Source organism: Nocardioides dongkuii, from assembly GCF_014127485.1.
In the GTDB taxonomy this organism is placed as follows: Bacteria; Actinomycetota; Actinomycetes; order Propionibacteriales; family Nocardioidaceae; genus Nocardioides; species Nocardioides dongkuii.
Window position 1 is genome coordinate 270,190 of record NZ_CP059903.1, and the last position, 24,365, is coordinate 294,554.

At 72.7% G+C, this 24,365-nt stretch carries 22 protein-coding genes; 11 read left to right on the forward strand and 11 right to left on the reverse strand.

All coding sequences use genetic code 11. The features are described from left to right. Positions 1-18 precede the first annotated feature (18 nt). Complete coding sequence (locus H4O22_RS01285; RefSeq protein ID WP_182525322.1) at positions 19-762, forward strand: hypothetical protein; 744 nt, start codon at positions 19-21, stop codon at positions 760-762. A 45-nt stretch (positions 763-807) separates the two neighbouring features. Here H4O22_RS01285 and H4O22_RS01290 read toward each other — a convergent pair whose 3' ends face one another. The 5 genes from H4O22_RS01290 to H4O22_RS01310 form a co-directional block, all read right to left on the reverse strand. Then, positions 808-1,125: a zinc-binding dehydrogenase gene (locus tag H4O22_RS01290; RefSeq protein ID WP_244963059.1), complete on the reverse strand. Its 318-nt coding sequence runs from the start codon at positions 1,123-1,125 to the stop codon at positions 808-810. Positions 1,126-1,281: 156 nt separating this feature from the next. Beyond that, the gene (gene treZ / locus H4O22_RS01295; protein ID WP_182525324.1) at positions 1,282-3,021 is read right to left on the reverse strand and encodes a malto-oligosyltrehalose trehalohydrolase; all 1,740 of its coding nucleotides are present in this window, start codon (positions 3,019-3,021) and stop codon (positions 1,282-1,284) included. Continuing rightward, complete coding sequence (gene treY, locus H4O22_RS01300; protein ID WP_182525325.1) at positions 3,021-5,387, reverse strand: malto-oligosyltrehalose synthase; 2,367 nt, start codon at positions 5,385-5,387, stop codon at positions 3,021-3,023. Before treY ends, treZ begins: the two co-directional genes overlap by 1 nt. Positions 5,388-5,390: 3 nt before the next feature. Further along, the gene (gene glgX, locus H4O22_RS01305; protein WP_182526871.1) at positions 5,391-7,562 is read right to left on the reverse strand and encodes a glycogen debranching protein GlgX; all 2,172 of its coding nucleotides are present in this window, start codon (positions 7,560-7,562) and stop codon (positions 5,391-5,393) included. 133 nt (positions 7,563-7,695) lie between these two features. Further along, positions 7,696-9,777 carry an acyltransferase family protein gene (locus tag H4O22_RS01310; RefSeq protein WP_182525326.1) on the reverse strand — a complete coding sequence of 694 codons (2,082 nt, stop codon included), beginning with the start codon at positions 9,775-9,777 and terminating at the stop codon, positions 7,696-7,698. Positions 9,778-9,833: 56 nt separating this feature from the next. Here H4O22_RS01310 and H4O22_RS01315 point away from each other — a divergent pair, with 56 nt between their 5' ends. From H4O22_RS01315 to thpR, 4 genes are all read left to right on the forward strand, one after another. Continuing rightward, positions 9,834-11,282 (forward strand): MFS transporter, encoded by a 1,449-nt coding sequence (locus tag H4O22_RS01315; protein WP_244963060.1) that lies wholly within the window; start codon positions 9,834-9,836, stop codon positions 11,280-11,282. Positions 11,283-11,292: 10 nt separating this feature from the next. Then, positions 11,293-12,438: an acyl-CoA dehydrogenase family protein gene (locus tag H4O22_RS01320; RefSeq protein ID WP_182525327.1), complete on the forward strand. Its 1,146-nt coding sequence runs from the start codon at positions 11,293-11,295 to the stop codon at positions 12,436-12,438. A gap of 147 nt (positions 12,439-12,585) precedes the next feature. Then, complete coding sequence (locus H4O22_RS01325; protein WP_182525328.1) at positions 12,586-13,332, forward strand: VIT1/CCC1 transporter family protein; 747 nt, start codon at positions 12,586-12,588, stop codon at positions 13,330-13,332. A 12-nt stretch (positions 13,333-13,344) separates the two neighbouring features. Further along, the gene (thpR, locus tag H4O22_RS01330; protein ID WP_227465876.1) at positions 13,345-13,905 is read left to right on the forward strand and encodes an RNA 2',3'-cyclic phosphodiesterase; all 561 of its coding nucleotides are present in this window, start codon (positions 13,345-13,347) and stop codon (positions 13,903-13,905) included. A gap of 30 nt (positions 13,906-13,935) precedes the next feature. Here the strand turns inward: thpR and H4O22_RS01335 are convergent, their stop codons facing one another. The 4 genes from H4O22_RS01335 to H4O22_RS01350 all read right to left on the reverse strand — a co-directional run bounded on the left by H4O22_RS01335 (position 13,936) and on the right by H4O22_RS01350 (position 16,859). Further along, entirely contained in the window at positions 13,936-14,409 is a 474-nt protein-coding gene (locus H4O22_RS01335; protein WP_182525330.1) for a universal stress protein, read from the reverse strand. Then, entirely contained in the window at positions 14,409-15,830 is a 1,422-nt protein-coding gene (locus H4O22_RS01340; protein WP_220451245.1) for an APC family permease, read from the reverse strand. The genes H4O22_RS01335 and H4O22_RS01340 overlap by 1 nt, the downstream gene beginning before the upstream one ends. 205 nt (positions 15,831-16,035) lie before the next feature. Beyond that, positions 16,036-16,593, reverse strand: a complete 558-nt coding sequence (locus tag H4O22_RS01345; RefSeq protein WP_182525332.1) for a hypothetical protein — start codon at positions 16,591-16,593, stop codon at positions 16,036-16,038. 98 nt (positions 16,594-16,691) lie between these two features. After that, positions 16,692-16,859, reverse strand: a complete 168-nt coding sequence (locus H4O22_RS01350) for a hypothetical protein (protein ID WP_182525333.1) — start codon at positions 16,857-16,859, stop codon at positions 16,692-16,694. Positions 16,860-17,066: 207 nt separating this feature from the next. On the opposite strand from H4O22_RS01350, the gene H4O22_RS01355 reads away from it, so the two are divergent. Genes H4O22_RS01355 through H4O22_RS01365 form a run of 3 tightly spaced genes read left to right on the forward strand, consistent with a single transcriptional unit; the run spans position 17,067 to position 20,085 of the window. Further along, positions 17,067-18,632 carry a peptide chain release factor 3 gene (locus H4O22_RS01355; RefSeq protein ID WP_182525334.1) on the forward strand — a complete coding sequence of 522 codons (1,566 nt, stop codon included), beginning with the start codon at positions 17,067-17,069 and terminating at the stop codon, positions 18,630-18,632. A gap of 10 nt (positions 18,633-18,642) precedes the next feature. Next, a complete protein-coding gene (locus H4O22_RS20700) occupies positions 18,643-19,641 on the forward strand; it encodes a GNAT family N-acetyltransferase (protein ID WP_182525335.1) in 999 nt (332 codons plus the stop codon). Positions 19,642-19,650: 9 nt separating this feature from the next. Continuing rightward, positions 19,651-20,085, forward strand: a complete 435-nt coding sequence (locus H4O22_RS01365; protein WP_182525336.1) for a VOC family protein — start codon at positions 19,651-19,653, stop codon at positions 20,083-20,085. Between the two features lie 13 nt (positions 20,086-20,098). Here H4O22_RS01365 and H4O22_RS01370 read toward each other — a convergent pair whose 3' ends face one another. Continuing rightward, positions 20,099-20,401, reverse strand: a complete 303-nt coding sequence (locus tag H4O22_RS01370) for a hypothetical protein (protein ID WP_182525337.1) — start codon at positions 20,399-20,401, stop codon at positions 20,099-20,101. A 34-nt stretch (positions 20,402-20,435) separates the two neighbouring features. Next, positions 20,436-21,425 (reverse strand): hypothetical protein, encoded by a 990-nt coding sequence (locus tag H4O22_RS01375; protein WP_182525338.1) that lies wholly within the window; start codon positions 21,423-21,425, stop codon positions 20,436-20,438. 151 nt (positions 21,426-21,576) lie between these two features. Between H4O22_RS01375 and H4O22_RS01380 the strand changes: the two genes are divergently transcribed. The 3 genes from H4O22_RS01380 to H4O22_RS01390 are packed head-to-tail and all read left to right on the forward strand — an operon-like array spanning position 21,577 to position 24,364. Next, positions 21,577-22,704 (forward strand): NAD(P) transhydrogenase subunit alpha, encoded by a 1,128-nt coding sequence (locus H4O22_RS01380; protein ID WP_182525339.1) that lies wholly within the window; start codon positions 21,577-21,579, stop codon positions 22,702-22,704. Continuing rightward, positions 22,701-22,994 carry an NAD(P) transhydrogenase subunit alpha part 2 gene (locus H4O22_RS01385; RefSeq protein ID WP_182525340.1) on the forward strand — a complete coding sequence of 98 codons (294 nt, stop codon included), beginning with the start codon at positions 22,701-22,703 and terminating at the stop codon, positions 22,992-22,994. The genes H4O22_RS01380 and H4O22_RS01385 overlap by 4 nt, the downstream gene beginning before the upstream one ends. Continuing rightward, positions 22,991-24,364: an NAD(P)(+) transhydrogenase (Re/Si-specific) subunit beta gene (locus H4O22_RS01390; protein WP_182525341.1), complete on the forward strand. Its 1,374-nt coding sequence runs from the start codon at positions 22,991-22,993 to the stop codon at positions 24,362-24,364. Before H4O22_RS01385 ends, H4O22_RS01390 begins: the two co-directional genes overlap by 4 nt. Position 24,365: the final 1 nt, after the last annotated feature.

Genomic DNA, 24,365 nt, shown 5'->3' on the forward strand with positions numbered 1-24,365 from the left:
CGATACTAAGGAGACCTGATGAAGAGCACGATCCTGGCCGCCGGCGTCCTGGGCGCCGCGGCTCTGCTGACCGGCTGCGGCGGCGACGACGACGGGGACAACGGAAACAAGGGAGGCAGCGACGCCAGCTCCTTCACCGACCAGTCCGCGGTCGACATCGTCACGGAGGCGAAGGACGCGATGGGCACGCTCGAGTCGGTGAAGGTGTCCGGCTCGATCGACACCGACGGCGAGGAGGTCGCGCTCGACCTGGCGATGAACACCGAGGGCACCTGCGAGGGCAGCGTCTCGATCGACGGCGCCAACCTCGAGCTGCTCGGCGTCGACGGCACCACCTGGTTCAAGCCCGACGAGGCGTTCTGGCGCCAGCAGGCCGGCGAGCAGGCCGAGATGGTGATGAAGACGGTCGGCGACCGGTGGGTCGTCGTCCCCGCCGGCGAGGGCGGGTTCTCCGAGCTCTGCGACCTCGACTCGCTGCTCGACCAGATGCTCTCGGACAGCGACGAGGACGAGGACAGCTACGAGAAGGGCGACGTCGAGGACGTCGACGGCACCGAGGCGATCGCGATCACCAACGTCGACGCCGAGGACGGCGACAGCATCGGGTACGTCGCGGTCGAGGGCGAGCACTACCTGCTGAAGATGGAGCAGAAGGACACCGACGAGCCCGGCTCGATCACCTTCTCCGACTTCGACGCCGAGCTCGCGGTCGAGCCGCCGGCCGACGACGAGGTCTTCGACCTCGAGCAGATGGCCGGCTGACCCGCAGCACCCCCGCACCACACCCGCGTACGACGAGGGCGGGGCTCACGGCCGCAGCACGTAGCGGCCGCGGGCCCCGCCCTTTGCCACGAGCCGGTGCGCCTCGGCGGCCTCGGCCAGCGGCAGCTCGCCGGCCACGCGCGCCGGCAGCTCCCCGGACGCGGTCCGGGCGAGCAGGCCCGCCGTCCGCGCCCCGTCCGGCACGACGCTGACCGCGCGCACCGTCACCCCGCGCTCGGCCGCCGGCGGGGCGGAGGGCTGGACGCCGACGAACAGGCCGCCGTCGCGCACCAGCGCCACGCCCGCCTCCTGGAGCACGGCGCCGTCGGCGACCGCGTCCCAGCCGCGCTCGGCCGCGGTCACCAGGTCGGCCCCGAGGCCGCGCGAGTTGGGCCTTCCTCCCGCTCGAGTTGGGCGTTCCTTACGCGCCGTACGTGAGGAAGGCCCAACTGGAGGGTGAGTTCGGCCCAACTCAACGGTGAGTTCGGCCCAACTCGACGGGTGGGTGGGTGGCGGGGCTCAGGGAGCCAGCAGGGCCCCGGCGTGCGCGGGCAGCACCAGCGCGCCGTCGGCCAGCTCGGCCCCCGACCCGGTCTCGAACAGCAGCCGGGTGTGCGGCAGCTCGAGCCGCGCCTCCGCGTCGCCGAGGTTCACGACCACGGCGAGGTCGCCGCGGTGCATCACGAAGGTACGGCGCTCCTCGTCGACGTCGCAGCGGGTGCGGGGGAACGCCGGGTCGGTGAGCTCGCTCCACTCCCGGCGCAGCGCGGCGAGCCGGCGGTAGACCACCAGCATCCGCGCGTGCCGGCCGCCGGTCGTCTCCGACCAGTCGAGCTTCGAGCGCTGGTAGGTCTGCAGGTCCTGCGGGTCCGGGACGACGGCCGGGTCCCAGCCCATCGCCGCGAACTCCGCGATCCGGCCCTCCGCCGTCGCCTTCCCGAGCTCGGGCTCGGGGTGGGAGGTGAAGAACTGGAACGGCGTCGACGCGGCCCACTCCTCGCCCTGGAAGAGCATCGGGGTGAACGGCCCGGCCATCGTCAGCAGCGCCGCGCAGGCGAGCTGGTCGTCGTCGAGGTGGTCGGTGATCCGGTCGCCGACGGCGCGGTTGCCGATCTGGTCGTGGTTCTGGCTGCTCACCACCAGCCGCCAGGCCGGCATCGCGGCGGTGTCGATCGGGACGCCGTGGTCGCGGTCGCGGAACGACGAGAACGTCCCGTCGTGGAAGAACCCGCGCTCGCACACCTTCGCCAGCGCGGCGAGCGGCTCGAAGTCGGCGTAGTAGCCGGTCGTCTCCCGCGTCAGCGCGACGTGCACCGCGTGGTGGAAGTCGTCGCTCCACTGCGCGTCCAGCCCGTAGCCGCCCGCCTCGCGCGGGGTGACCAGCTTCGGGTCGTTCAGGTCGGACTCCGCGATCAGCGTGAGCGGCCGGCGCTGGTGCGCCGAGAGCGCTGCGACCTCGATCGCCATCTCCTCGAGCAGGTGGGTCTCGGAGGAGTCGTCGAGCGCGTGCACGGCGTCCAGCCGCAGCCCGTCGACGTGGTAGTCGGCCAGCCACATCCGCACGTTGTCGAGGATGTAGCGGCGCACCTCCGCCGCGCCCTCGCCGTCGAGGTTGACCAGGTCGCCCCAGGTGTTCGCGCCGCTCTTGAGGTAGGGCCCGTACATCGGCAGGTAGTTCCCCGACGGCCCGAGGTGATTGTAGACGACGTCCTGGATGACGCCCATGCCGGCGGCGTGGCAGCCGTCGACGAAGCGCTGGTACGCCGCGGGGCCGCCGTACCCCTCGTGCACGGCGTACCAGAGCACGCCGTCGTAGCCCCAGTTGTGGGTGCCGTTGAAGCCGTTGACCGGCAGCAGCTCGACGAAGTCGACGCCGATCTCGCGCAGGTGCGGCAGCTTCTCCAGCGCCGCGTCCAGGGTGCCCTCGGGGGTGAAGGTGCCGACGTGCAGCTCGTAGACGACCGCGCCGGCGAGCTGCCGGCCGGTCCAGTCCTGGTCCTGCCAGGCGTACGACGCGGGGTCGTAGGTGCGGGACCGCTCGTGCACCCCCGCGGGCTGGCGCCGCGACCGCGGGTCGGGCCGGGGGGTCTCGTCGTCGTCGACGAGGTAGCCGTAGTCGACCTCGACCGCGTCGGGCACCGCGCCGGCCGGCGTCCACCAGCCGTCGTCGCCGCGCGTCATCTCGACGACCTGGCTGCCGACCGCGAGGCGCAGCCGGCTCGGGCGGGGCGCCCAGACGTCGAAGGGTCCGCGGGTCATCAGCTCTCCTTCACGAGCAGGGCGACGGGGTAGCCGTCGAGCAGGTCGGCCAGCCGGGTGGAGGCGGGCCGGTCGGCGATCACGTCGCGCCAGCGGCCCGGGGGCAGCTCGAGCTCGGTGTCGCCCCAGCCGCCGCGCCGGGCGAGCCCGCCGGGCAGTCGGGTGACCACGGCGATCGCGCCGCCGCGGTCGTAGGCGACGACGTGGTCGGCGGCCGCGCCGCGCGCCGTGACCGGCGCGTAGGAGCCGAACAGCTCCGGCCGGTCCCGGCGCGCGGTCAGCGCCGCGTGGGTGACCCGCAGCTTGGCGGTGCCGGGGTCGTCGAGGGCGGTGCCCAGCGGCGACCACTCGGCGGCGGTGAGCGCCGCGGCGCGGGCGTCGAAGTCGACCGGCCGGCGGTTGTCGGGGTCGACGAGGGACTGCTCCCACAGCTCGCTGCCCTGGTAGACGTCGGGGACGCCGGGCAGCGTGGTCGCGAGCAGCTTGGCGGCGAGGGCGTTGACCCAGCCGGGGCCGACCACGTGGGGGAGGAACTCCTCGATCGCCGCGCGGACGTCGTCACGGTCGAACGCCGCGTCGACGGCCCCGTGCACGGCGGCCTCGTACGCCTCGTCGGGGTCGGTCCAGGTGGTGCGGTCGCCGGCCTCGCGCATCGCCTTCTCGGCGTACCCGTGCAGGCGGTCGCGCAGGGCGGGGTCCTCCGGCAGCCAGGCGCCGATGACGGCCTGCCAGAGCAGCGCGGCGAAGCCCGGGTCGGGCAGCGGCACCAGCTCCAGCAGCCGGTCGAGCGTGCGCTCCCAGTGGTCCGGGACCTCCGCGAACGCCGTGATCCGCGCCCGCACGTCCTCGCCGCGCTTGGTGTCGTGGGTCGAGAGCGTGATCATCGCGTGCGGCCAGTCGACCTGCCGCTGGGCCATCAGTGCGTGCAGTTCGTCGACGGGGAGCGAGAACTCGCTCGGGTCGCCCCCGACCTCGTTGAGCGAGGTCAGCCGCGAGTAGCGGTAGAACGCGCAGTCCTCCACGCCCTTGGCCATCACCATGCCGCTCGTCTGCTGGAACCGGCGGGCCGGCGCGGCCCACGCGTCGCTGAGCACCGGCAGCAGGATGTCGAAGGTCGCCGCCAGGTCGGGTCGCTCGCGCCGGGCCGCCTCGAACGCCTGGTCCAGGTGCTCGCGCCCCTCGGGCAGGTAGGAGCGGTAGACCGGGAAGCAGGCGAGCAGCTCGGCGATCGCGTCGACCACCTTCTCGACCGTGGACGCGGCGCGGTCGACGTCGGACGGCAGGACCCGGCGTACCTCGCGAGTGATCCGCCGGGCCTCGCTGTTGAGGATCCCGTCGGCCACCTCGCGCTTGGTGCCGTGGATCATCCGCGCCCAGTCGACGCGCTCGCCGCGCAGCCGGGTCTCGAGGTCGGTGAGCGGCTCCTCCGCGGCCGGGTCGGTGAGCACCCGGTCGATGTGCGCGAGCACGTCGTACCCGGTGGTGCCGGCGGTGGCCCAGGACGACGGCAGCTCCTCGCCGGGCTCCAGGATCTTCTCCACCAGGACGTAGGCGCCGCCGGTGAGGTCGGCCAGCTCGTCGAGGTAGCGCTTGGGGTCGCGCAGCCCGTCGGGGTGGTCCACGCGGAGCCCGTCGACGAGTCCCTCGTCGAACCAGCGGCGGATCTCGATGTGGGACTCCGCGAAGACCTCGGGGTCCTCGACGCGCAGCGCGGCGAGGCTGTTGACCGCGAAGAAGCGGCGGTAGTTCAGGCCCTCGTCGGCGACCTGCCAGTGCACGAGCTCGTAGTGCTGGCGGGCGTGCACGTCCTGGGCGTCGTCGCCCTCGGTCCAGGTTCCGGGCGCCACCGGGTAGTGGTGGTCGTGGTAGAGCAGCTCGGCGCCGTCGTCGGTGTCGACGACCCGGAGGTGGCCGATCGAGCCGTCGTCGGCGACGTCGTCGTCGCCGACCACCGGGATCCGGATCCGGCCGTCGCCGACCGCCCACTCGATGTCGAACGCGGTGGCGTGCTCGGACTCGCGGCCGAGCTTGAGCACGTCCCACCACCAGGGGTCCTCGGACGGCGTCGCGACGCCGACGTGGTTGGGCACGATGTCGACCAGGACGCCCATCCCGAGGCGGCGGGCCTCGCCGGACAGCGCCGCCAGGCCCTCCTCGCCGCCGCGGGAGGGATCGATGTGGTCGTGCGCGACCACGTCGTACCCGTGGGTGCTGCCCGGCTCCGCGGCCAGCAGCGGCGACAGGTAGACCCAGTCGACGCCGAGCTCGTGGAGGTACGGCAGCCGCCGCGCCGCCTCGAAGAGGTCGAAGTCCTCGGTGATCTGCAACCGGTAGGTGCTGACCGGCACCCGCTGCTGGTCCGCCATGCCTCAGGCCCGCCGGGCCTGCATGGCGACCGAGGCGGCCACGGAGTGGTCGATCTCGGCCTCGGCCTCCCGGTGCTCGCGGAGCACCACCAGGCTGCGGCTGGTGAGCGTGAACGTGCCCTCGGCGTCGTACGAGCCGTCGGCGTCGGCGTCGCCGCCGGTGTCGATGACCACGTCCCAGCCGGCCGCGAACTCCAGCGGGGGCAGGGTGACCTCCGCGTCGCCGTCGGCGTTGAAGTAGATCAGGAAGTGGTCGTCGGTGATCCGCTGGCCGCGCTCGTCCTTGCCGGCGATGCCGTTGCCGTTGAGGAACATGCCGATGGCCTGCTCGCCGCCGTCCCACTCGTCGTCGCCCATCGGGCGGCCGTCGAGGTGCAGCCAGACGATGTCGTCGACCTTCTCGCCGTAGCTGCCGCGGACCTGCTCGCCGGTGAAGAACCGCTTGCGGCGGAACGTCGGGTGCTCGGCGCGCAGCCGGGCGACCGCGGCGGTGAACTCCACCAACGGCTGGTCGGCGCGGTCCCAGTGCACCCAGCTCAGCTCGGAGTCCTGGGCGTAGGTGTTGTTGTTGCCCTGCTGGGTGCGGCCCATCTCGTCGCCGTGCAGCAGCATCGGGGTGCCCTGGCTGAGCAGCAGCGTCGCGATGAAGTTGCGCTGCTCGCGGGCGCGGAAGGCGAGCACCTCCGGGTCGTCGGTCGGTCCCTCGACGCCGTGGTTCCAGGACCGGTTGTGGCTCTCGCCGTCGTTGTTGTCCTCGCCGTTGGCCTCGTTGTGCTTCTCGTTGTAGGCGACCAGGTCGTGCAGCGTGAAGCCGTCGTGGGCGGTGACGAAGTTGATGCTCGCGAACGGACGGCGTCCCGAGCGCTCGTAGAGGTCCGAGGAGCCGGCGATCCGGGAGGCGAACTCGCCGAGCGCGGGCTCGCCGCGCCAGAAGTCGCGGACGGTGTCGCGGTACTTGCCGTTCCACTCCGTCCACTGCGGCGGGAAGCCGCCGACCTGGTAGCCGCCGGGCCCGACGTCCCAGGGCTCCGCGATCAGCTTGACCTGGCTGACCACCGGGTCCTGCTGCACGAGCTCGAAGAACGTCGCCAGCCGGTCGACGTCGTAGAACTCGCGGGCCAGCGCCGAGGCGAGGTCGAAGCGGAAGCCGTCGACGTGCATCTCGGTGACCCAGTAGCGCAGCGAGTCCATGATCAGCTGCAGCGAGTGCGGGTGCCGGACGTTGAGGGTGTTGCCGGTGCCGGTGTAGTCCATGTAGTACCGCTCGTCGTCCTCGACCAGGCGGTAGTAGGCCTCGTTGTCGATGCCCTTGAAGCTCAGCGTCGGCCCGAGGTGGTTGCCCTCCGCGGTGTGGTTGTAGACCACGTCGAGGATCACCTCGATGCCGGCGGCGTGCATGGCCTTGACCATCGCCTTGAACTCCTGGACCTGCTGGCCGAGGCCCTGCGCGGCGCGGGTCGCGGTGCTGTAGTCCTCGTGGGGCGCGAAGAACCCGAGGGTGTTGTAGCCCCAGTAGTTGCGCAGCCCCTTCTCGAGCAGGGTGTTGTCCTGCACGAACTGGTGGACCGGCATCAGCTCGATCGCGGTGATGCCCAGCTTCTGCAGGTGCGCGGTGATCGCGGGGTGCGCGAGCCCGGCGTAGGTGCCGCGGAGCTCCTCGGGGACCTCGGGGTGCAGCTGGGTCAGGCCCTTGACGTGGGCCTCGTAGATGACCGAGTCGTTGAAGGGGACGTTGAGTCGGCGGTCGCCCTCCCAGTCGAAGAACGGGTTGATCACCACGCCGTACGTCATGTGCGGCGCGGAGTCCTCGTCGTTGCGCGAGTCCTCGTCGCCGAAGGTGTAGGAGAACAGGCTCGGGTGCCAGTCGATCTCACCGCTGGTGGCCTTGGCGTAGGGGTCGAGCAGCAGCTTGTTGGGGTTGCAGCGCAGCCCCTGCTCGGGGTCCCACGGCCCGTGCACGCGGTAGCCGTAGCGCTGGCCGGGCTGCACCTGCGGCAGGTAGCAGTGCCAGACGAAGGCGTCGACCTCGGTGAGCTCGATGCGGCTCTCGACGTCGTCGGCGTCGAAGAGGCAGAGCTCGACCCGGTCGGCGACCTCGCTGAAGAGCGCGAAGTTCGTGCCGGAGCCGTCGTACGTCGCGCCGAGGGGGTAGGCCTGGCCGGGCCAGACCTCCAGCGCGGTCTCGACAGCAGCGTCACCGAGGGTCGAGTTCGCGGTTTGATCGTTCAAAGCACACCTTCCAGAACGGGCCGATCCCGAACTCGACGTGTACCCACGCCGCGGAGATGTCACCACTGTTGACGCCGGATCAGGGCGTGAGGTTGATCATCCTCGACACCTCGGGGGTGACCCGCCGGGCCCAGGCCATGCTGACGTGGTCGGCGTTGCCGTAGACCATCAGCCCGCCGGCCACGACCGGGCACCGGGCGTCCTGGCAGGCCAGGCCGGGCAGGTCGAGGTACGGGACCCCGAGGCCCTCCGCCACGCGCCGGACGACCGCGTTGCCGGTGACCACCCGCTCGACCTCGGGGGTCGTGCAGGTCGCCATCGTCGCGTCGGGGTCGGTGAGGCAGGCGATCGGGTCGGTGGTCAGCGGGCTGACGTCGCCGAGCACGCGCAGGTCGTCGGTGAGCGGGCGGAGCGCGCGCAGCGTCGTGGCCACGCCGGTCTCCCAGGCGGGGACCCGGTCCTCGCCGCGGGCGCTGGTGTTGCCCTGCAGGGAGCGCCCGCCGACCAGCAGCACGTCGGGGTGCAGGCTCTCGAGCCGCTCGGCCGCCCAGGCCCGGAACTCGGTGCACTCGGTGTACTCGCGGCTCATGTCGGGGGTGCGCAGGGCCACGTCGTACGGCGTGCAGCCGAACTTCACCAGCGGGACCACCCGGTAGCCGAGCTTCCGGCCGATCCGGTCGATCGCCGGGAGCCACTGGCCGGCGTGGGAGTCCCCGAGCACCACGATCGTCCGGTCCGCCTCGGGGTCGCCCACCGGGCAGGTCTCGACGGCCGTCTCGTCCGGTCCCGCGTTGCACCGGTAGCGGCGGTGCCACAGGTCCTTCGCGAGGTCGTCGACCTGGTCGGCCGAGGTGAGCGGGAACGCGACGGGCGAGGCGGCGTCGGCCCGCTCCAGGGAGTCCCGCAGCTGGTCGGCGACCGGGACGTCGTTGTCGCGCAGCGCGAGGTAGACGCTGTTGTCGCCGAGGCGCTCCTCGACCCGGTGGGTGGCGACGGAGCTGGCGGCCACGGTGCCCGAGACGACCACGCCGAGCGCGACCGGCCAGAGCACGAGGCTGCGCCACCGGCGGCCGGTGAGCCAGCGCTGGCGGCGTACCGGGTCCTCGACGAGGTGGTAGCTGGCGATCGACAGCAGGAGCGCGACCACCACGAACCCCGCCGTCCGCAGGGCACCCCCGCCGCCCACGACCTCGGGGCCGAGGACCAGCACCGGCCAGTGCCACAGGTAGAAGGAGTACGACAGGTCGCCCAGCCAGGTCAGCGGCCGGAGCGTGAGCAGCCGGGCGGCGCCCACGGCCTCGGACCCGGTGCCGGCGGCGAGCACCGCCACCGTTCCCAGCACCGGCAGCAGTGCGTGGTGGCCGGGGATCGGGGTGCGGGCGTCGAAGGTCACCAGCGCCGTCGCGATCGCGAGCAGGCCGGCGGCCGCCAGCACCCGGCGCGCGACCGGGCCCAGGGCCGCCGCCCGCGCGGCGGTCAGGGCGAGCAGCACGCCCGCGCCGAGCTCCCAGGCGCGGGTCACGGAGGAGAAGTACGCCGCGGTCGCCTCCCGGCCGGTCAGCACCACCGACCACGCCAACGACGCGGCCACCAGCAGCGCGACCGCCGCGGCGACCAGCGGCCAGGGGGAGGCGTGCCGCGACCGGCGGCGCGCGAGCGCGAGGAGGCCCACCAGCAGGAGCGGCCAGACCAGGTAGAACTGCTCCTCGACCGCCAGCGACCAGTAGTGCTGGACGGGCGAGGGCGGCAGCCCCTCCGCGAAGTAGTCGGTGCCGAGGTCGGCGAAGTGCACGTTGGCCAGGAACCCCGCGGCCCAGAGGGTGTCGCTCGTGACCTGGTCGACCCGGCCGTACGCCAGGGCGCCGGCCGCGACCGCGAGCACCGCCAGCAGGACGAGGGTGGCCGCCGGGAGGATCCGGCGGGCCCGCCGCGCGTAGAAGCCGAGCAGGCCGACCCGGCCGGTGCGGTCCGCCTCGCGGATCATCAGCCCGGTGATCAGGAACCCGGAGACCACGAAGAACACGTCGACGCCGACGTAGCCGCCCGCGAGGAGGTCGACGCCGGCGTGGTCGAGCACGACGGCCAGCACGGCGACCGCGCGCAGGCCCTGGATGTCGCGGCGTACGCCGGTGTGGCCCGGGGCGGCGGCGCCTGACGTCATGGGGTGCACCACATCCGACTGGGGAATGAGCGGGAGCGAGACTAGTGTCCCGGCGCGTGGACGTCAGCCGAATCCGACGCGCCGATGTCGGGCTGCGCAGCGAGCGCGGCCCGGTCCTGCTGTCGGTGATGCTGAGCATCGGGCTGGTCGCGATCGACTCCACGATCCTCGCCACCGCCGTCCCGGCGATCGTCGACGACCTCGGCGGGTTCACCCGGTTCCCGTGGCTGTTCTCGGTCTACCTGCTGGCCCAGGCCGTCTCGGTCCCGCTCTACTCCAAGCTCGCCGACCAGCTCGGCCGCAAGCCCGTGATGCTGCTGGGCATCGGGCTGTTCCTGCTGGGGTCCCTGCTGTGCGGGCTCGCGTGGGGGATGACGTCGCTGATCGTCTTCCGCGCGGTGCAGGGCCTCGGTGCCGGCGCCGTGCAGCCGATGGGCATGACGATCGTGGGCGACCTCTACTCGATGGCCGAGCGCGCGCAGGTGCAGGGCTACGTCGCCAGCGTGTGGGCGATCTCCGCGGTCGTCGGCCCGACCCTCGGCGGACTCTTCGCCGACCACCTCTCCTGGCGCTGGATCTTCTTCGTCAACCTGCCGCTGGGCCTCGCCGCGGCGTGGATGCTGGTCCGGCGGTTCGAGGAGCGGGTCGAGCGGCGCCGGCACACCATCGACGTCGCGGGCTCGGTGCTGCTGGCCGGGGGCGGCGTGCTGCTCCTGCTCGCGCTGCTCGAGGGCGGGGTGCACTGGGCGTGGACCTCCACCACCAGCGTGGCGCTCCTGGGCGGCGCGGCGGTGCTGCTCGCGGCGTTCGTGCTGGTCGAGCGGCGGGCCGCCGAGCCGGTGCTGCCGCTGTGGGTCTTCACCCACCGCGTCCTGGTCGCGGCGATGCTCGCCTCGCTCGTGGTCGGGGTGCTGATGATGGGGCTCTCGTCGTACGTCCCGCTGTTCGCGCAGGAGGTCCTCGGCCGCGGCGCCCTGGTCTCCGGGCTGGCGCTCGCGGCGATGACGCTGGGCTGGCCGATCGCCGCCGCGACCTCGGGGCGGCTGTACCTCTCCGTCGGCTTCCGCACCACGATGGTCCTCGGCGGCGTGATCGGGCTCGGCGGCGCGGCGCTGCTCGTCGGCCTCGACCAGGACAGCTCGATCCTGCGGCTGGCGCTGCCGTGCTTCGTGATGGGCATCGGGTTCGGGTACGTCGCGAGCCCGTCGGTCGTGGCGGCCCAGTCGTCGGTCACCTGGGAGCACCGGGGCGTGGCGACCGGCGCGGTGATGTTCGCGCGGTCGGTCGGCAGCGCGGTCGGGGTCGCGGCGTTCGGGGCGATCGCCAACGCGGTGGTCGCCGACCGGGTGGGCGCCGGCGTACCGGACCTGGAGCGGCTGACGCCCGACGTCCTCGAGCCCGCCATTCACGCGGTCTTCGTGGGGTCCGCCCTGGCGGCGCTGGCGCTGCTGGTCGTGGGGTTCCTCATGCCCCGGAGGGTTCAGGAACCGGTTACCGACGAGTAGGATCGCCGCCATGAAGCGTGAGATCTACGACGAGGACCATGAGGCGTTCCGGAGCTCGGTCCGGGAGTTCCTGGAGCGGTCGGTCATCCCGCACGTCGAGCAGCACGCCGCCGACAAGGCGCTGCCGCGCGAGTTCTGGCTGGAGGCCGGGCGCCAGGGCTTCCTCGGCCTGGAGATCCCCGAGGAGCACGGCGGCTCGGAGGCGGGCGACTACCGCTTCAACGCGGTGCTGATGGAGGAGCTCAACCACGTCAACGCGGCGCTCGGGTCGTGCGTCGGCATCCACGCCGACATCACCGCGCCGTACATCGTCGAGCTCGGCACCGACGAGCAGCGGAAGAAGTGGCTCCCCGGCGTGGCCGCGGGCGAGCTGCTGCTCGCGATCGGCATGACCGAGCCGTCCGGCGGCTCCGACCTCGCCGCGCTGAAGACCACCGCCGTCCGCGACGGCGACGAGTGGGTCGTCAACGGGTCGAAGACGTTCATCACCAACGGCTACTCCGCGGACCTCGTGCTCACCGCGGTGCGCACCTCGCCGGAGAAGAAGGCCCGCGGCATCACCCTGTTCGCGATCCCGTCGACGGCCGAGGGCTTCAGCCGCGGCCGCAAGCTGGACAAGGTCGGCCAGGACGAGTCCGACACCGCCGAGCTCTTCTTCGAGAACGTCCGGCTGACCGACGCCGACATCGTCGGCGAGCTCGACGGCGGCTTCATCCACATGATGCAGAAGCTGCCGCAGGAGCGGCTCGGCTGCGCGATCTCCAACCTCGCGCACGCCCGGCAGATCCTGGTCGAGACGCTGCAGTACACCAAGGACCGCAAGGCCTTCGGCGCCGGCATCGGCTCCTTCCAGCACAACAAGTTCCTGCTCGCCGAGATGTTCACCCAGGTCGACGTCACCCAGGCCTACGTCGACCAGTGCGTCGTCGCGCACAGCAAGGGCGAGCTCACCTCCACCGACGCCGCCAAGGCCAAGTGGTGGACCTCGCAGGTGCAGAACGAGATCCTCGACCACTGCGTCCAGCTGCACGGCGGCTACGGCTTCATGAACGAGTACCGCGTCGCCCGCGCCTGGCGCGACGCTCGCGTCTCGAAGATCTGGGCCGGCTCCAACGAGATCATGAAGGAGCTCATCGGCCGCGACCTCGGCCTGTAGACGCCGAGCCGGCGTGAGTTGACCGCCGAGTCGGCGCACATGTGCGCCGACTCGGCGGGGTTCTCCACAGGTCTGCGGCCCGGTGCCCGACTCCGTCCCGCGCCGGTTCGCCTTGTGCGAGCGGCGGGGAGTGGGAGCATCGAAGCCATGAGCGACCTGCCTGGCCCGGACGGCGTCGAGCTGACGCCGAGGCCGCACGACGCCGAGCCGCACGCGGGCGAGGGGCTGAACAGCCGGCTCAACTGGCTGCGGGCAGGCGTGCTCGGCGCCAACGACGGCATCGTCTCGACCGCCGGCCTGGTGATGGGCGTCGCGGGCGCGACGGCCGACCGCGGCCCGATCCTGGTCGCGGGCGTCGCCGGGCTCGCGGCGGGCGCGTTGAGCATGGCGGCGGGGGAGTACGTCTCGGTCAGCACCCAGCGCGACTCCGAGCTCGCGCTGCTCGAGAAGGAGCGACGCGAGCTCGACGACGACCCGGTCGACGAGCTGCAGGAGCTCGCCGCGCTGTACGTCGACAAGGGCCTCACCGACGACCTCGCCCTGCAGGTCGCCGAGCAGCTGACCGAGCGCGACGCCCTCGGCGCGCACGCGGAGGCCGAGCTCGGCATCGACCCCGACGACATCACCAACCCGTGGGAGGCGGCGTTCGCCTCGATGCTCGCGTTCACCATCGGCGCGCTGCTGCCGCTGCTGACGATCACCCTCGTCGTCGCCGACGCCCGGGTGCCGGTGACGGTCGCCTCGGTCACCGTCGCCCTCGCGCTCACCGGCTGGGCGAGCGCCCGGTTCGGCTACGGGCCCTCGGGCCGCGCCGTGGTCCGGAACGTCGCGGGCGGGCTGTTCGCCATGGGCGTCACCTACGCCATCGGGTCCATGCTCGGCACCCACGTCTGAGGCGCGGTGCGGATGTTCGCGGCCGTCGTGCCGCCCGACCACGTCGTCGAGGACCTCGACGAGTTCCTGGAGGTACGCCGCGACGCGGCGCCGTTCCGCTGGGCCGGCGCCGAGCAGCTGCACCTCACGCTCGCGTTCCTCGCCTCGGTCCCGGACCGGGCACTCGACGACCTCGTCGAGCGACTCGGCCGCGCTGCGGCGCGGCGTACCCCCTTCGCGGCGCGCGTCGCCGGCGGCGGCGCCTTCCCGAACGCGGCGCGGGCGCGCGTGCTGTGGGCGGGGCTGGACCTCGACGAGGCGTCCGGCACCGAGCTCGACCGGCTCGCCACCGGTGCCCGCGCGGCGGCCGCGAAGGCGGGCATCGAGGTGGACGGGCAGCGGTTCCGCCCGCACCTCACCGTCGCCCGCCTCGGCCGGCCGGCGGAGGTCAGCAACTGGGTCCGGCTCCTCGACGCGTACGCCGGCCCGCCGTGGACCGTCGACCGGCTGGCGCTGGTCGCGTCGTACCTCGGTGAGGGCCCGCGCGGCCGGCCGCGGTACGAGGTCGTGGAGGAGCTCCCGTTCGGCCCGTGAGCGCCGCGGCGCCGCCGGCACCGCGGTCGGTCAGGACTTCTTGGCCTTCGTGGCCTTCCGGGGTCGCGGGCGGACGACGAGGACCGGGCACGGCGCGTAGTGCTGCACCCGCTGTGCGGTGCTGCCGATGAGCACGCTCTCGCTGATCCCCCTGCCGCCCGCGGCGACCACCACCAGCCCGGCGTCGTACTGCTTGGCGGCCTTGATGATCTCGTTGGCGGGGGAGCCGGAGCGCACCCGCTGGTGCACCTTGGGCCCCCACCCGTCGAACTCGGCGGCGATGGTCGCGACGGCGTTCTCGGCTGCCTCCCGGAAGGACAGCGAGTCCCAGGACGCCTTGTGCTCGCTCTCGGAGAGCTCGTCGGCGAAGGCCACGGCGGCCAGCGGGCGGATGACCGCCACCACCGAGATGTCGCTGATGGCGTTGGGGTCGGCGAAGGACTTCAGGTGGCGCGCGGCAGCCAGGGACTGCTTGGAGCCGTCGGTGGCGACGATGACGTGCATCAGCGGTCTCCTGACCGGTCGGAGGTGGTGGCGGACCCGGACTTGCTGCCGAAGAGCTTTTCCGCGACGTACAGGGCCCCGCCGATGGCGAGCAGCGCTGCGCACCAGATCAGCGAGCCCGGGTCGTCGTAGATGACGTAGTAGAGGATCGCGAGGTTGCCGACCAGCCCGACGAGGAGCAGGGGCGTGTTGGCCCGGAACGCCCGCTCGTCCTCGTCGCGGCCGCGCAGCTTCAGGCAGGTCACGATGACGAGCGCGTAGATCGCGAGCAGGAACACCACCGTCACGAGGGCGAGCCGCTCGACCACGTCGAGGTCCCCGCCCGCCTCGGTGATCAACGTCCCGGTGACGAGCAGGCCGCCCACCACCAGCCCGCTGAAGAGCAGCCCGACCCAGGGGCTGCGCCGCGTCGGGTGGATCTTGGCGAACACGCCCGGGACGACGTCCTCCCGAGCCATGCCGTAGAGGATGCGCGGCTGCGTGACCAGCGTGACCAGGGTGGTGTTGGTGATCGCGACGAGGGCGATGATCGTGAAGATGGTGGTCATCACGTCGGTGGAGAACGGCAGGATGCCCTGCTCGACGACCTCGAGCAGGGCCACCTCGGAGTCCGCGAGCTGGTCGGTGGGCACCGTCAGCGCCGCCGCCATGGAGACCAGCACGTACACGAAGCCGGCCACGACCATGCCGCCGATGAGCGAGCGCGGGAAGGCCTTGTACGGGTCGATGGTCTCCTCGGCCACGTTGGCGGTGTTCTCGAAGCCGGTCATGGCGAAGAAGGAGAGCGCCACGCCGGCGAGGACCGCCATCACCGGGCTGCCGGAGACGCTGATGTCGGTGAGCGTCCCGAAGTCGGCCTTGCCCTGGCCGACGTAGTAGATCGCGATGATGATCACGATGAGCAGGCCGCTGAGCTCGACGAAGGTCATCAGCATGTTCATCACCACCGACTCGGTGATGCCGATGTAGTTGATCAGCACCAGGACGGCGACGAAGACGAGTGACACCAGCAGCGCGGGCGGCCCGGCCCACACCTCGGCGAAGTACGACGCGAAGCCGGCCGCGAGCGAGCCGCTGGCCGCGAAGCTGGCGGCGAGGAACGACACGGTGATCAAGAAGGTGAGCGCCTTGTTGCCGAACGCCTTCTGGACGTAGAGCGAGGATCCGGCGGCCTGCGGGTACTTCGTCACCAGCTCGGCGTACGCCGACCCCGTGATCGCCGCGACCGAGACCCCGACGGCGAACGCGATCCAGAACGCCCCGCCCACCGCGGCGGCGACGAGGCCGATGAGGACGTAGATCCCCGACCCCAGCACGTCGCCCAGGGTGTAGAAGAAGAGCTGCCCAGCGGTGATGGACCGTTTGAGGCCGCCACCCTCGTCAGCCAGGTCGTCGTCGGCGGTCGGAGCGCTGTGGACCACGGCTGGACCTCGAATCGAAGAGGGTGTGGTGGGACGACCCCACCCCTTCCCGGCTCCGTTGTCAATGAATCCCGGTCGGGGAGATCGTGCGGGACGGCTGTGCGGCATCCGGGACGTGGGCGTCTCCGGGGTGCTCGCGCCGTGGCCGGGCGCCGAACGCGGCCGCCCCCAGCAGGCACAGACCGGCGAGCGCGGTGAGCACGCCTCAGGCCGCCTCCCACCACGGGCGCGCGTCGTACGGGCCGATCGCGTAGGAGGTGAGCGCGATGAACGGCGTGGCCAGGAACAGCCAGATCGCCGCGGCCAGCGCCCAGCCGCGGGCGGCGACGGCGAACCGGCCCAGCAGGACCGTCGGCACCAGGAACCACACGTACCCGACCAGGTAGGGGGCGAACGGTTCGACGACGTCGCCGCTGAGCCCGGAGCGCAGGGTGGCGACGCCCACCGCCGCCGTCGCCAGCACCACGCCGACCAGCGCCGTCGCCGAGAAGACGCCGGGTCGGCGGCCGGTGAGGGCCCACGGCAGGGCTACGAACGCGAGGGCGAGGACCAGCAGCGACCACCCGGCCAGCTCCGCGGCGTTCCCCACCGGCTCCCACGGGCCAGTGGGGACCACGAAGTCGTAGAGGTGGTCCTGGCGCACCGAGCACGGCCCGCTGTCGCCGTCGCCCCACGAGCAGGCGCCGGCCCAGCGCTGCCACGACGCCGCGAACATCAGCGCGCCGGACGTGCCCAGGAGCAGTCCGACACCGACTCTCAACACCCGCAGCACCATGGTCGCCCCCCGTCCTCGGAGCCCTAGTGTGCGGCGGCGTGTCGATCCTGGGAAGGGTGCGGCACGGGGCCGCTGGACGACCGTGCTCAGGTGCCGTAGCCGAGGAACCCGAAGACGGCCAGGATGACGCCGCCGACGAGCATCACGGGGACCGACCCGAACCCGAAGAGCCCGATCAGGATGGTGGCGAAGCCGACCCAGGCCAAGGTCTTGAACGTCGACTCCCAGTCGTGCTTCTGGTCTGCCTCAGCCATGATCCCCCTCGGTCGTCCCGTCCCCCTGTGGTCGGGCTCACGGATCCTATGCCGCGGGCAGGTCGGAGACGATCGGCGTCGAGGCCCGCGTGGACCGGCTGCGCGCCAACCTCACCGACTTCCTGGCGAGGATCTGCGCGCGGGTGTGAGCGGCGGCTCCGCGCCGGTGAAGCACGGGTCCGGGCGCGCGCCGCGTAGATTCGTGCGGTGCCCGACACCCGCCCCCGCCGTACCTTCGCCGTCATCAGCCACCCCGACGCGGGCAAGTCGACCCTGACCGAGGCGCTCGCGCTGCACGCCCGGGCGATCACCGAGGCCGGCGCGGTGCACGGCAAGGGCGACCGCCGGGCCACGGTGTCGGACTGGATGGCGATGGAGAAGGCGCGCGGGATCTCGATCACCTCGGCAGCGCTGCAGTTCGTCTACCGCGACCACGTGATCAACCTGGTCGACACCCCGGGCCACAGCGACTTCTCCGAGGACACCTACCGGGTGCTGTCCGCGGTCGACTCCGCGGTGATGCTGGTCGACGCCGGCAAGGGCCTGGAGCCGCAGACGCTCAAGCTCTTCCGGGTCTGCGCGCTGCGCGGCATCCCGGTGATCACGGTGATCAACAAGTGGGACCGCCCCGGCCTCTCCGCGCTGGAGCTGATGGACCTGATCCAGGAGAAGATCAAGCTCCGTCCCACGCCGCTGACCTGGCCGGTCGGCGAGGCCGGCGACTTCCGCGGCGTCCTGGACCGCCGTACGGGCGAGTTCGTGAAGTACACCCGCACGGCCGGCGGGGCCACGCGGGCCCCGGAGAAGCGGCTCGGTCCCGACGAGGTGGACGAGAACGACGCCCGGGTGTGGGCGGACGCGGTCGAGGAGCACGAGCTGCTCGGCCTCGACGACGCCGACCACGACCAGAAGCGCTTCCTCGCCGGGGAGACGACGCCGGTCATGTTCGCCTCGGCCCTGCAGAACTTCGGCGTCGCGCAACTCCTGGACCTGCTGCTGGACCTGGCCCCCGGACCCAACCCGACCCCGGGGGTCGACGGCTCCGTCCGCCGGCCCGACGACGAGTTCAGCGCGTTCGTCTTCAAGGTGCAGTCCGGGATGAACGCCGCCCACCGCGACCGCCTCGCCTACGCGCGGGTGGTCTCCGGGACGTTCGAGCGGGGGATGGTGGTCACCCACGCCGGCACCGGTCGGCCGTTCGCGACGAAGTTCGCCCAGACGGTCTTCGGGCGCGAGACGACGTCGGTCGAGAACGCCGAGCCCGGCGACATCATCGGGCTGGTCAACGCCAACGCGCTGCGCGTCGGGGACACCGTGTACGTCGGCGACCCGATCGAGTTCCCGCCCGTGCCGACCTTCGCGCCCGAGCACTTCGTGACCGCCAGCGCCGGCGACATCGGTCGCTACAAGCAGTTCCGCCGCGGCATCGAGCAGCTCGACCAGGAGGGCGTCGTCCAGGTGCTCCGCTCCGACCTGCGCGGCGACCAGAACCCCGTCCTCGCCGCGGTCGGCCCGATGCAGTTCGAGGTGGTCGAGGACCGGATGACCAACGAGTTCAACGCGCCGATCCGCTTCAGCCGGCTCGACTACCAGGTGGCCCGCCGTACCGACGCCGCCGGCGCCGCGGCGCTGTCCGGGATCCGGGGCGTCGAGGTGCTGCAGCGCAGCGACGGCACCCACCTGGCGCTCTTCGTCGACCAGTGGCGCGCCAAGGTCACCGCGCGCGACAACCCCGACGTGATGCTCGAGGCGCTGCCGGCCGGCGGCAGCTGACCTCGTGACGGTGGAGCTCCGAGCCCTGCGCCTCGGGGACCGCGCGGTCCTGGGCGAGGTGTACGCCGTGGAGTGCGCGGCGACCCGGCACGCCCGGGACGGGTGGGTGCCGCTCGACGAGTCCGCCCGGGTCGCGGCGTGGCAGGCCGACACCGGGTGGTCGCACCACCTCGTGGGCGCCGTCGAGGACGGAGCGCTGATCGGCTTCGCGGTCGGCTCGACCGGCCACGACACCCCGGACACCTGCTGGGTGGACGCCTGCGTCCTCCCGCGCGCCCAGCGGCGAGGCGTCGGGACCCGGCTGGTCCGGGCCGCGGAGCAGGGGAGCCCGGCCGCCGTGACCCGGTTCGTCGCGAGCGCGTACCTCCCGACGGCGACAGCGACCGAGGAGCTCGCCCGGAGGTTCGCGGAGCCCCTCGGCTACGCCCGGGCCAGCACCGAGACGGTGGTGGAGCTGGACCTGGCCGCCGCCGACCTGCCGGCCCGCCGGCCACCCGACGGCGTCACGGTGGCGACCTACCTCGACGGCGTCCCCGACCACCTCCGCGCCCAGGTCGGCGTGCTCAAGGGGCTGGTGGACGCGGAGGCGCCGAGCGGCGACCTGGGCTGGGAGCCCACGCCGGTCTCCGAGGAGGACTACCTGGACGAGATCGCCCTGTGGCGGCGCCAGGGCCGCACCGCGATCGAGTCGGTCGCGGTCACCGCGGACGGAGCCGTCGCCGCCTGGACCTGCCTGGTCGTCGGCGCCGACCCCGACCGGCCGGCCCACGTCGAGGGGACCCTCGTCCTCGCGCAGCACCGCGGGGCCGGCCTGGGCCGGGCGGTCAAGGTCGCCTCCCTCCTCGCCGCCCGCGAGCACGGCCGCGAGCACGGCGGCGCGACGCGGGTGCGGACGAGCAGCGACGACCAGAACGTCTGGATGCGCGCGATCAACGACGAGCTCGGCTTCGTGCCGGTGGAGTCCGAGGTCGTGCTGCAGAGGGCTTGCGCGGAACCCGGCGAACCCTAGGGTGGGGCGATGGCGTCCGTGCGGCAGTTCCAGGTGACCTTCGACTGCGCGGACCCCGAGCGGGTCGCCCGCTTCTGGTGCGAGGTGCTCGGGTACGTCGTGCCGCCGCCCCCGGAGGGGTTCGCGACGTGGGCCGACTTCGACCGGGCGCTGCCCGCCGAGCGCCAGGGCTCGGCGTTCGCGTGCGTCGACCCCCACGGGGTGGGACCGCGGCTGTTCTTCCAGCGGGTCCCGGAGGGCAAGGTGGTCAAGAACCGGCTGCACCTCGACGTCCGCACCGGCGCCGGCCTCACCGGTGAGGAGCGGCTCGCCGTGCTGGAGGCCGAGTGCGCCCGGCTCGTGGCGCTCGGCGCCGTACGCGTGCGGCTGCTGCCCGCCGACGAGGTGAACGAGTCCTGCATCGTGATGCAGGACGTCGAGGGCAACGAGTTCTGCCTCGACTGACGCCCGCCCGAGGTCAGCCCTGCTCGCGCCGCTCGTGCAGCCGCTGCTGGGCGGCCGCCAGGTACGCCAGGCAGGGCGCCTCCGCGTCCGGGTGCTTCTCGTGCAGGTGGAAGGTCCAGCGGTCCATCGCGGCGAGGTAGCCGTTGTCGCCGCCCGGGCGGTACGCCGACCAGGCCTTGCTGCCGCGCGCGACGCACTCGGTGCAGCTGACCTTGTAGACCAGCTGGTCCTGCTCGTCGACCTCGATCTTCACCTTCGCCAGGGGCCCGGCCTCTGCGGCGGCCTTGCGCTCGCGGGCCGATCGGCTCGCCGTCATGTCGTCTCCTGGGTCGTGGGCTGGGGGTCGAACGCTACGTGCCCGCGGTGCCGGCCTTCGTGTCGGCCGGTGTCGGGGCGCCGTCGTACCAGCGGTCGATGGTCTGCGCGACCCAGAAGACCGCAAGCCCGAGGATCATCCACGCCTCCAGCAGCAGGATGACGTGGTCCGGGAATACCGCGCGCGACAGGAGGACGACCAGGCCGGCGCCGAGCGTCATCGCGGCGGCGAGCCACCAGTAGAACCTCGCCCATCCCCGGCTCGGTGGACCGCCCCGCTCGCCGTTCCGCTTCTGGAACCCGATGGCGATGACGGCCGCGACGACGCAGACGAACAGCAGGATGGCCGACCACATGTGCGCGTGGTCGTAGAGCCAGGTCCGGCCGTCCTCGAGGAAGAGCGCGACCCCGAACAGCCAGAGCGCGGACGCGGCACCGAACGGGAGCCAGTAGGCGTAGGGGTGGTCCACCACCAGTGCCTCGTGCGTCCTGCGGTGGGCGAGGAGCCCGCGCACCAGGACGGCGAGGAGCACCAGGCCGATCACGACCAGGTAGGCGAGCATGTTGTTGTCGATCGCGCTGCGCCCGGCGGTCTCGACGATGGCGACCTCCTGGCGGTCGGAGGTGACGGTCGCGCCGCTGGAAGTCTCGAGGGCGCACTTCCTGGTGTCCGCCGTCTCGGTGGTGGGCACGAACGCCACCACCGGGGCCAGCATCCCGGCGAGGTTGAGCCAGCCGTCCTCGGCAGGGGACTTGCCCCACAGCACGATCATGACGAGCCCGATCGCGACCAGCGCACCGACGAAGAAGGACCGCGCGTCGGTGAAGTAGTAGGCGCTGATGGAGCCCTGGACACACCCGGTCTCCGCGATCTCGATGACCAGCGAGGTCGTCAGCGCGGCGATGACCGCCAGGACGGAGAACCTGAGGAACCGGTAGGTGCGCAGCGCCATGCCCGGCACCGGCCGCCCGGGAGGCGGCGGTGGCGCTTCGGCCGCTCTGCGCGTGTGGGTCGACGTGCTCATGCTGCCTCCTCGGCGAGTCCCCACCCACCTCGAGTGTGGGCCGCGTCCGCGGCGCGCGCGATAGCCCGCCCGTGCCATGCGGCGGCACCGTCCGGGCTGGCCCGCGCGCGGTGCTCCCGACGGCCTGGTCTCGTGGACTAGGTTCGCGGAGGTGAGGATCGCAGTCGTCAGGGAGACCCGGGAGGGCGAGGCGCGGGTCGCGCTCGTGCCCGAGCTCGTCGGCCGCCTCACCGCGCTGGGGTACGACGTCGACCTCGAGCCCGGCGCGGGCCGCCGGGCGCTGATCACCGACGAGGAGTACGTCGACGCCGGGGCCGGCATCGACGACGAGGCGGTCGCGAACGCCGACGTGGTGCTCTCCGTCCAGCCGCTCGCGCCGGACGCCGTACGCCGGCTGCGGGTGGGCGCCGCCACGATCTCGTTCCTCCCGACCGCGCAGGAGCTCTCGCTCGTCGCCGACCTGCGCGATGTCGGCGCCACGGCGTTCGCGATGGAGCTGGTGCCGCGCATCTCGCGCGCCCAGGCGATGGACGCGCTGTCCTCGCAGGCGCTGGTCGCGGGCTACCGCTGCGCCGTGGTCGCCGCCGGCATGCTGCGCCGCTTCTTCCCGCTGAACATGACCGCGGCCGGCACCGTCCCGCCGGCCGAGGTGGTGGTGCTCGGCGCGGGCGTCGCCGGCCTCCAGGCGATCGCGACCGCCCGCCGGCTCGGCGCCGTCGTCAAGGCGTACGACGTCCGCCCGGCCGCCGCGGAGGAGATTCGCTCGATGGGCGCCCAGGCGATCGACCTCGAGCTGCCGGCCCTCGAGGGCGCCGGCGGCTACGCCCGCGAGATGACCCAGGAGCGCGCGGCCCGCCAGATGGAGCTGCTCGCGCCGTACGTCGCGGCGGCCGACGCGCTGATCACCACCGCCGCCGTCCCCGGCCGCACGGCGCCGCTGCTGGTCAGCGCGGCGATGGTCGAGGCGATGCGGCCCGGGTCGGTGGTCGTCGACCTCGCTGCCGAGAGCGGCGGCAACGTCGAGGGCGTCGTCGCCGGCGAGGTGGTCCGGATCGGCAACGCGCAGGTCTGGGGCGGCCGCAACGTCGCCGCGCAGATGCCCGGCCCGGCGTCGCGGCTCTACGCCCAGAACGTCGTCAACCTGGTCGCGCTGATGACCGCCGACGGCGTCTTCGCCCCCGACCTCGACGACGAGATCGTCGCCGGCTCCTGCGTCACCCGCGGCCGCCGGATCCTGCACGAGCCCACCCGTCTCCTGGTCGAAGGGCCGGTCCCATGAGCGAGCCCGTCGTCTGGCTCACGATCTTCCTGCTCAGCGTCTTCGTCGGCGTCGAGGTGATCGCCAAGGTCTCCTCGACGCTGCACACCCCGCTGATGTCGGGGGCGAACGCGATCCACGGGGTGATCCTGCTCGGCGCCGTCATCGTCACCGGCAGCACCGAGGGCACCCTCGCGCTGGTGGTCGGGCTGGTCGCGATCGTGCTGGCCGCGATCAACATGGTGGGCGGCTTCGTCGTCACCGACCGGATGCTCCAGATGTTCACGCGCCGGCGCGGGGGCCGCTCGTGATCCCCACCTGGGCCCAGCTGGTCTACCTCGCCTGCGCCGTCTGCTTCATCCTCGCGCTCAAGGGCCTCGCCGGGCCGCGCACCGCCCGGGTCGGCAACCTCGTCGGCGCGGGGGCCGCGGTCGTCGCGGTCGCCGTACCGTTCTTCTACCTCGAGCTCGACCACCTGGTGCCCATCCTGGCCGCGATCGCCGTCGGCTCGGCGGTCGGCGTGCTCGGGGCGCGGCGCGTGCAGATGACCCAGATGCCGCAGATGGTGGCGCTGTTCAACGGCGTCGGCGGCGGCGCGGCCGCGCTCGTCGCGCTGCTCGAGCTCGACCACATGGGCGCGCTGACGCCCGAGTTCGACGTCGTGGCGACGGCGTTCACGATCGTGGTCGGCGCGGTCTCGTTCTCCGGCTCGGTGGTCACCTTCGCCAAGCTCCAGGAGCTGATGACCTCCCGTCCGGTGCTCTTCCCGGGGCTGCCGGTCGTCTTCGGCCTCGGGCTGCTCACCGCGGTGGCGCTCGGCGTCGTCGTGGTCACCGATCCCGCGGTCCCGCTGGGCGTGGTGCTGGCCGTCGTCGGCCTGGTCGTCGGCGTCCTGCTGGTGCTGCCGGTGGGCGGCGCCGACGTCCCGATCGTCATCTCGCTGCTCAACGCGTTCACCGGCCTCACGGTCGCGGCCGGCGGCTACGTGCTCGGCAACGTCGTCCTGCTCGTCGCCGGCACCCTGGTCGGCGCCTCCGGCACCTTCCTCACCCTGCTGATGGCCCGCGCGATGGGCCGCTCGGTGGCCAACATCCTCTTCGGCGCCCTGCGCGGCGGCTCCACCCTCGGGGCCGGGAAGGCCTCCGACCGGCCGGTGCGCAGCGCGACGCCCGAGGACGTGGCGATCCTGCTCGGGTACGCCGAGCGCGTGATCATCGTGCCCGGCTACGGGCTCGCGGTCGCCCAGGCCCAGCACACGCTGCGCGAGCTCGTCGACGTGCTCCTCGCGCGCGGCGCCCGGGTCGACTACGCCATCCACCCGGTCGCCGGCCGGATGCCGGGCCACATGAACGTGCTGCTCGCCGAGGCGCAGGTGCCCTACGAGCAGCTGGTCGAGATGGACGACATCAACCCCGAGTTCAAGCACACCGACGTGGTGCTGGTCGTCGGCGCGAACGACGTCGTCAACCCGGCCGCCAAGACCAGCCCCGGCGCCCCGATCTACGGCATGCCGATCCTGGACGTCGACGAGGCCCGCCAGGTGGTGTTCCTCAAGCGGTCGATGCGACCCGGCTTCGCGGGCATCGAGAACGAGCTGCTCTTCGACCCGCGCACCACGCTGCTCTTCGGCGACGCCAAGGACACGCTGTCCAAGGTGCTCAGCGCGGTCAAGGCGCTCTGAG

What these genes read in the sequence shown, in the direction of transcription:
- H4O22_RS01285 (WP_182525322.1), top strand. Translation starts at nt 19, where the DNA reads ATGAAGAGCACGATCCTGGCCGCCGGCGTCCTGGGCGCCGCGGCTCTG.
- treZ (WP_182525324.1), bottom strand. Translation starts at nt 3,021, where the DNA reads ATGACCCGCGGACCCTTCGACGTCTGGGCGCCCCGCCCGAGCCGGCTG.
- treY (WP_182525325.1), bottom strand. Translation starts at nt 5,387, where the DNA reads ATGGCGGACCAGCAGCGGGTGCCGGTCAGCACCTACCGGTTGCAGATC.
- H4O22_RS01310 (WP_182525326.1), bottom strand. Translation starts at nt 9,777, where the DNA reads ATGACGTCAGGCGCCGCCGCCCCGGGCCACACCGGCGTACGCCGCGAC.
- H4O22_RS01320 (WP_182525327.1), top strand. Translation starts at nt 11,293, where the DNA reads ATGAAGCGTGAGATCTACGACGAGGACCATGAGGCGTTCCGGAGCTCG.
- H4O22_RS01325 (WP_182525328.1), top strand. Translation starts at nt 12,586, where the DNA reads ATGAGCGACCTGCCTGGCCCGGACGGCGTCGAGCTGACGCCGAGGCCG.
- thpR (WP_227465876.1), top strand. Translation starts at nt 13,345, where the DNA reads ATGTTCGCGGCCGTCGTGCCGCCCGACCACGTCGTCGAGGACCTCGAC.
- H4O22_RS01335 (WP_182525330.1), bottom strand. Translation starts at nt 14,409, where the DNA reads ATGCACGTCATCGTCGCCACCGACGGCTCCAAGCAGTCCCTGGCTGCC.
- H4O22_RS01350 (WP_182525333.1), bottom strand. Translation starts at nt 16,859, where the DNA reads ATGGCTGAGGCAGACCAGAAGCACGACTGGGAGTCGACGTTCAAGACC.
- H4O22_RS01365 (WP_182525336.1), top strand. Translation starts at nt 19,651, where the DNA reads ATGGCGTCCGTGCGGCAGTTCCAGGTGACCTTCGACTGCGCGGACCCC.
- H4O22_RS01370 (WP_182525337.1), bottom strand. Translation starts at nt 20,401, where the DNA reads ATGACGGCGAGCCGATCGGCCCGCGAGCGCAAGGCCGCCGCAGAGGCC.
- H4O22_RS01375 (WP_182525338.1), bottom strand. Translation starts at nt 21,425, where the DNA reads ATGAGCACGTCGACCCACACGCGCAGAGCGGCCGAAGCGCCACCGCCG.
- H4O22_RS01385 (WP_182525340.1), top strand. Translation starts at nt 22,701, where the DNA reads ATGAGCGAGCCCGTCGTCTGGCTCACGATCTTCCTGCTCAGCGTCTTC.